The sequence below is a fragment of the Acidobacteriota bacterium genome (assembly GCA_009838525.1).
Taxonomy (GTDB): domain Bacteria; phylum Acidobacteriota; class Vicinamibacteria; order Vicinamibacterales; family UBA8438; genus VXRJ01.
In genome coordinates this window covers 218,205-225,113 of record VXRJ01000016.1, presented here as the reverse complement: position 1 = coordinate 225,113, position 6,909 = coordinate 218,205, and the positions used below count along the sequence as shown (strand labels likewise).

General features: G+C 70.3%; 4 protein-coding genes. All 4 read left to right on the top strand.

All coding sequences use genetic code 11. From position 1 onward, the window contains the following. The coding region (locus F4Y45_05825; protein ID MXY24026.1) for an ABC transporter permease at positions 1-1,540 on the top strand (1,540 nt) is incomplete at its 5' end. 8 nt (positions 1,541-1,548) lie between these two features. Then, on the top strand, positions 1,549-2,304 hold the full coding sequence (locus tag F4Y45_05820) for an enoyl-CoA hydratase/isomerase family protein (GenBank protein ID MXY24025.1): 756 nt from the start codon (positions 1,549-1,551) through the stop codon (positions 2,302-2,304). A 6-nt stretch (positions 2,305-2,310) separates the two neighbouring features. Beyond that, positions 2,311-4,773, top strand: a complete 2,463-nt coding sequence (locus F4Y45_05815; protein MXY24024.1) for an ABC transporter permease — start codon at positions 2,311-2,313, stop codon at positions 4,771-4,773. A 3-nt stretch (positions 4,774-4,776) separates the two neighbouring features. Then, positions 4,777-6,888: a S9 family peptidase gene (locus F4Y45_05810; protein ID MXY24023.1), complete on the top strand. Its 2,112-nt coding sequence runs from the start codon at positions 4,777-4,779 to the stop codon at positions 6,886-6,888. The last annotated feature ends 21 nt before the right edge of the window (positions 6,889-6,909 follow it).

Here is a 6,909-nt window from a genome sequence, read left to right as displayed (position 1 = left end):
GAGTGATATGTGTATACGCCACAGGATCCTGGCCGCGCTCCTGTCGATCGCGTGGACGCTTCGCGCCCTCTCGCCGGCGACGCCCCGCAGCCTGCTGACCGGCGGCGTGGCGGAGGTGACCGGCGTGCCGAAGATCGACGAGGCGGGGGCGGGCGAGCGGCGCGCCGGTTGGCTGGCCCTGGCCCTCGGCGGCGCCGGGCTCGCGCTGATCGGCGCCGCCGCGCTCGGCGTCATCGGCAATACGGCCGGCTTCTTCGGCGGCGGCATGTCGCTCCTGCTGGCGTCGCTGGCGCTGGCCTGGGCATGGATCGGCGGCCGCCCGGACGGCCAGGCGCACGGGCGCCAGTCGCTCTCGCAGGTGGGTTACCGCAACGCGGCGTACCGTCCGGGCCGGAGCGTTCTGTGCATCGCGCTGATCGCCTTTGCCGTCTTCATCATCGTCGCCGTCGATGCGTTCCGAAGGGACGGCGAGGCCGATGCGACCGACCGCGGTTCCGGCACCGGGGGCTACACGCTGCTGGCCGAGTCGCTCCTGCCGATCGTCCACGATCCGTCGAACACGGCGGGGCAGGCGGAGCTGTTCATCGACGACCTGTTCGGCGACGGCGAGGCGCTGGCGGGCGTCTCGATCGCGCGGTTCCGTCTGCGTCCGGGCGAGGATGCGAGCTGCCTGAACCTCTACCAGGCGAAGGACCCGCGGGTGCTGGCGCCGACGGCGGAGTTCCTGGCGGAGCGGCGTTTCACGTTCGGCGCCACCGCGGCGGAGACTCCCGAGGAGGAAGCGAACCCCTGGCTGCTGCTCGACCGGACGTTCGAGGACGGCGCGATTCCCGCCATCGCCGACGCGACGTCCCTGGCCTACGCCTTGCATCTGGGCATCGGTGACGACTTCGTCCTGAACCGGGACACCGACCGCCCGGTGACGCTCCGGATCGTCGCCGCGCTGGCGGATTCCGTGTTCCAGGGCGAGCTGCTGATTGGCGAAGCGAACTTCGAACGCGTCTTCCCGGACTACGACGGCTACCGGGTCTTCCTGATCGACGCGCCGCCGGATCGGATGGAGGAGGTGAGCGCCGCGCTGGAGGACCGTCTGGCCGACTTCGGCTTCGACGCCGTCTCCGCCGCGGAGCGCCTGGCGTCGTTCCACCAGGTGGAGAACACGTATCTCGCGACCTTCCAGACCCTCGGTGGCCTCGGCCTGATACTCGGCACGTTCGGCCTCGGCGCCATCCTGCTGCGGAACGTGCTGGAGCGGCGCCGCGAGCTGGCCCTGATGCGGGCCGTCGGCTACAACACGCGACACCTTTCGCTCATGGTGCTGGCCGAGAACGCGTTTCTCCTGTTCCCCGGCCTGTTGGCGGGCACGGCTTGCGCCATCATCGCCATCGCCCCGGCCTGGCTCGAGCGCGGCGGCGCGGTTCCCGTCGTTTCCCTTGCCGTGCTGCTGATCGTGGTGATCGCGGCCGGTCTTACGTCATCGGTTGCGGCGACGGTCGCCGCCGCCCGTTCCCCGCTGCTGGGGTCGCTTCGCACCGAGTAGGAGTCCGCATGTTCACGACCGAACAACGTGACAAGGTCACCGTGCTCCGCATGCGCCACGGCAAGGTCAACGCCTTCGATACCGACTTCACCCGGGGGCTGAGCGCGGAGTTGGCCCGGTTGCAACAGTCGGATGACGCCGCGGCCGTCGTGCTGACCGGCGCCGGCTCGATCTTCTCCGCCGGTGTCGACCTGCGCGTTCTAATGGAGGGAGGGCGCGACTACATCCGGACGTTCCTGCCGCTCCTCGGCGACGCCTTCTTCCGGGCCTACACGTTCCCGAAGCCGCTCATTGCCGCCGTCAACGGCCACGCCATTGCCGGCGGTTGCATTCTGGCGTGCGCTTGCGATTACCGCGTCATGGCGGACGGCGGGGGCCGGGTCGGCACGCCGGAACTCTCCGTCGGCGTTCCGTTTCCTGCCATGGCCCTCGAGATCCTTCGCCTCTCGGTCCCCGCGCATCGTCTGCAGGCGGTGGTCTACGGGGGCCTTACCTGCACGCCGGCCGAGGCGCTCGCGAACGGCTTCGTCGACGAAGTAACGCCGGCCGAGGCGTGCGTCGACCGCGCCGTGGAATTCGCCGCCCGCCTCGCCGCGCTGCCGCCCGTCTCGTTCACGCTGACCAAGCGGCTCATTCGCGGCCCGGGCCGCGACCGCGCGGTTGCCGGCCTGCGATCCATCGAAGAGGAAGTGCTCGAAGCCTGGCTGTCCCCCCGGGTTCTTGCGGCGGTTCAGGCGTACGTCGACCGCACGCTCCGCAAGTAGGCTGCGATGGCCGGGGCGCTCCGCGTTCTCATCCGCCGCCTCGCCGCTTCGCCCGGGTTCACCATCGTCTCGCTCCTGACCCTCGCGGTGGGCGTCGGGGCGAACGTCGCCATCTTCACGGTCGTCAACGCGGTGCTCCTCCGCCCGCTGCCGCTTCCCGATTCGGAACGCCTCGTGATGCTGGAGCACGCCGCTCCGGCCCTCACGCAGCTTGACCAACTCCCCATCTCCGACGCCCTCTACGTGCATTACGAGGAGGAGAGCCGGACCCTCGAGAGCGTCGCCATGATCGAGGGGGCATCGGCCAGCTTCACCGGCGCGGGAAACCCGGAACGGGTGGGGGGCGCGCGCGTTACCGCGTCGTTCTTCGACGTCGCGCGCACCCAGCCGCGGTTCGGCCGGGCCTTTACGGTCGACGACGAGCGTGGCGATGCGCGGTGGGTCGCGATCCTGAGCGACGACCTCTGGCGGCGGCGGTTCGGCGGCGACCCGAACGTGATCGGCCAGGTGGTCGACATCGACGGCGACCGTGTCGAAATCGTCGGCGTCATGCCTCCCGGATTCGTCGTGCCGTCGCAGCCCGACGCGGAGCTGTGGCGGCCGCTCCGCATCAACCGGGCCGCGCTTCAGTTGGGCTCGTTCGGCGCGCAGGGCATCGGACGGATGGCGGCGGGCGTATCCCTCTCGCAGGTGCAGGCGGAGCTCGAAACGCTGCTGTCGAATCTGCCTGAGGTGTTTCCGGATCAGCCGGCGGCGGCGTTTCTGGAGAACGCCGGCTTCCGGCCGCTGGTGCGCCCGGCCCGCGAGTTCGTCGTGGGCGACATCGGCGCGACCCTCTGGATCCTGCTGGGCGCGGTCGGATTCCTGCTGCTGATCGCCTGCGCGAACGTCGCGAACCTCTTTCTCGTCCGCTCGGAGGCGCGGGCGGGAGAGCTGGCGATCCGCGCCGCGTTGGGAGAGACGCGCGGCCGCCTCACGAGGTCGCTGCTGTTCGAGAGCCTGGCCCTCGGGGTTGGGGGCGGACTTCTGGCCCTGCCCCTCGCGTGGGCCGCCGTCCGTCTGGTAGTCCGCTTCGGGCCCCGGAACCTGCCGCGCCTGGAGGAAGTGTCGATAGACGGTGTCGTCCTGCTCTTCGGCCTCGCGGTGTCGGTGGCGGCGGGCCTCCTGCTCGGCCTGCTGCCGGCAATCCGCGCGGCTGCCGTGTCGGCGGCGGCGGCCCGGATGACGGAAGGAGCGCGCGCGGTCGCCGGAGGACGCCAGCGCCAGCTCCTGCGGCGGGGGCTGGTGGTGACGCAGATCGCCCTCGCCTTGTCGCTGCTCATCGGGTCCGGTCTCGCCGTCCGGTCGTACCAGCGGGTCGCCGCGGTCGATCCCGGATTCAATCCGGTCGACGTCCTGAACTTCGGTGTTGCGCTTCCGGCGCGCGAGTACGAGACGCCGGCGTCGCGCCTCAACTTCCACCGCGCGGTCGTCGACCGCCTCGCCGCGCTGCCGGGGGTAACCGCAGCCGCAGCCGCTTCCGCGCTGCCCTTCGGGGGAACGGCGGAGGCCACCGGCCACAGCATCGAGGGGCGACCGACCGATGAGAACGACATCCCGAACGTCTTCCTGTACAAGCAGGTTTCCCCCGGCTTCTTCGGCGCCATGGGGATCGACGTGCTCGAGGGACGCGAGTTCGAAGCCCTTGACGCGGGTCGGGACGCGCCCATCGTGATCGTCTCGCGCTCGCTGGCGGAGTCCTATTGGCCCGGCGAGAGCGCCATCGGCAAGGGGATCCGGCCGGGTGGCCGGCCGAACGTCGAGGAGGGCGAAGCCTGGTCGCGCATCGTCGGCGTGGTGGAAGACGTCTACGAGCAGGGTCTGCACGAGGACCCGCCGGAGATGACCTACTACCCGTGGATCAGCCCGATCGGCAACCGCGAGCCGGTATCGGCGGCGATGCGCTTTGTCGTGCGCGCGCCCGACGCCTCCGGTCTCGCCGGAGCCGTCCGTGAAGCGGTCGGCGCCATCGATCCGAACCTGCCGCTTTCTGACGTCGAGACTCTGGAGACCCTGATCGCCCGTTCGCAGCAGGAGCGGGTATTCGTCATGGTGCTCCTGATCACCGCCGCCGCGCTTGCGCTCCTGCTGGGCGCGGTCGGCCTCTACGGCGTCATCGCCTACCTGGTCGCGCAGCGGCGGCGCGAGCTCGCCATCCGTCTGGCCATCGGCGCGCCGGCGTCCGAGGTCAGCCGGCTTGTGGTCACGGAAGCAGCGTGGATGGCGGCGGCGGGGGTCGCCGTCGGCATTGCCGCCGCCGTCGCTCTCACGCGCCGAATGCAGGCCCTCCTTTATGAAACGAGTCCCGTCGATCCCGTCGTATTCGTCGGCGTGTCGGCGGTCCTGATGGCGATCTGTCTCCTGGCAAGCTGGCTCCCGGCGCGGCGCGGCGCCCGGATCGACCCGATGGGCGCTCTCCGCGTCGAGTAGCTCATGGCGAAGATCGCGTCACCACCCCGCGCCCCTCGGAGACCCCACCGCCACGAGCTACATGGCGACGTGCGGGCGGACGACTACTACTGGCTGCGCGACCGGGAGGACCCGGAGGTGCTCGACTACCTGAAGGCGGAGAACGACTGGACGGATGCCGCGCTGGCGCACACGGCGCGTCTTCAGGAGGCGCTGTTCGAAGAGATCAAGGGGCGGATCAAGCAGACCGACATGTCGGTGCCGTACCGCGACGGCGCCTACCGCTATCACGTCCGCTACGAGGATGGGCGCGAGTACGAGATGTACGGGCGGGTTCGGCTCGACGACCCGGCGGCGCCGGACCCGACGGAGCCGCACGCCGCGGAACCGGCCGCGGGCCCGCCGCCGGGCGAGCAGCTCCTCCTCGACGTCAACCGGGTGGCCGAGGGCCACGAGTTCTGCTCGGTCGGCGCACTGCAGGTGAGTCCGGACGATCGGCTGCTCGCCTACGCCGTCGATACCGTGGGCCGCCGCCAGTACGCCATCCGCGTGCGCGACCTCGAGACCGGCGACGACCTGACCGACATCATCCCGGACGTCACCGCCAACTTCGCGTGGGCGGCAGACAGCCGGACGTTTCTCTACACACGGCACGATCCGACGACCCTTCGCCCGTTCCAGGTGCTACGCCACCGCCTCGGGGACGACCCGGCCGACGACCGGCTCGTCTTCGACGAGACCGACGAGACGTTCGCGTGCGGCGTCTGGCGCAGCCGGTCGCGCCGGTACCTCCTGATCGGTTCGTTCCAGACGATCACGACGGAGTACCGGCTGATCGACGCGCTGGATCCGGACGCCGAGCCGGTGGTGTTCCTGGCGCGCGAGCGGGGGCACGAATACGAGATCGATCACTATCGCGGGCGGTTCACCATCCGGACGAACGCCGGCGCGGTCAACTTCCGCCTTATGGAGGCGGATGAGACGCGCACCGCGCGCGAAGCCTGGCGCGAGTTGATCCCGCACCGCGACGACGTCTTCCTCGAGGGCTTCGAGCTGTTCCGCGACCACCTGGTGCTGGCCGAGCGCCGCGACGGCCTGACGCAGCTCTCGGTCCACCCCTGGAGCGGCGCCGCGCCGCACACGATCGCGTTCGGCGAGGCGGCGTACGAGGTGTCGGCCGACACCAACCGGGACCCGGAAACCGCGACCCTCCGGTTTCACTACAGCTCGATGGCGACGCCATCGTCGATTTACGACTACGACATGGCGACGCGCGAACGGACCCTCCTGAAGCGGGAGGACGTGCTCGGCGATTTCGATCCGGAGCGCTACGAGACGCTCCGCATCCTGGCGACGGCGGAGGATGGAGCGCGCATACCGATCTCGCTCGTCCGCCGGCGCGGCGCGGCCGCCGCCGGCCCCGCCCCGCTGCTCCTTTACGGCTACGGCTCGTACGGCATCAGCATGGACCCCGCGTTCCGGTCGCCACGACTCAGCCTGCTCGATCGCGGCATGACCTACGCCATCGCGCACATCCGCGGCGGCCAGGAAATGGGCCGCCCGTGGTACGACGCGGGCAAGCTGATGCGGAAGAAGAACACGTTCACCGACTTCATTGCCTGCGCCGAGCACCTGGTGGCGGAAGGACATGCCGACCCCGAGCGCCTCTACGCGATGGGAGGCAGCGCCGGCGGCCTCCTGATGGGCGCCGTCATCAACCTGCGGCCCGACCTCTTCTGCGGCGTCGTCGCGCAGGTCCCGTTCGTCGACGTCGTCACGACGATGCTCGACGAGAGCATCCCGCTGACGACGGGCGAGTACGACGAATGGGGCAACCCCAACGACCCCGCGGCCTATGCGTACATTCGCTCGTACTCGCCCTACGACAACATGGACTCCGTCGCCTGGCCGCATCTTCTCGTGATGACCGGCCTGCACGACTCCCAGGTGCAATACTGGGAACCTGCCAAGTGGGTTGCCCGCCGCCGGGCCACGGCGCCGGCGGACGGGCGGCGGCTCCTCCTGCGGACCAACACGGACGCCGGCCACGGCGGCGCCTCGGGCCGCTACCGGCAATACCGCGAGGTCGCTCTCCAGTACGCCTTTCTGCTCGATCTCGCCGGGGCAGCCGACTGACGCCAGTGAGTACCGACGAAG

Excerpts from the sequence above, each read along its gene's own strand:
- F4Y45_05820 (MXY24025.1), top strand. The coding sequence starts at position 1,549 with ATGTTCACGACCGAACAACGTGACAAGGTCACCGTGCTCCGCATGCGC.
- F4Y45_05815 (MXY24024.1), top strand. The coding sequence starts at position 2,311 with ATGGCCGGGGCGCTCCGCGTTCTCATCCGCCGCCTCGCCGCTTCGCCC.
- F4Y45_05810 (MXY24023.1), top strand. The coding sequence starts at position 4,777 with ATGGCGAAGATCGCGTCACCACCCCGCGCCCCTCGGAGACCCCACCGC.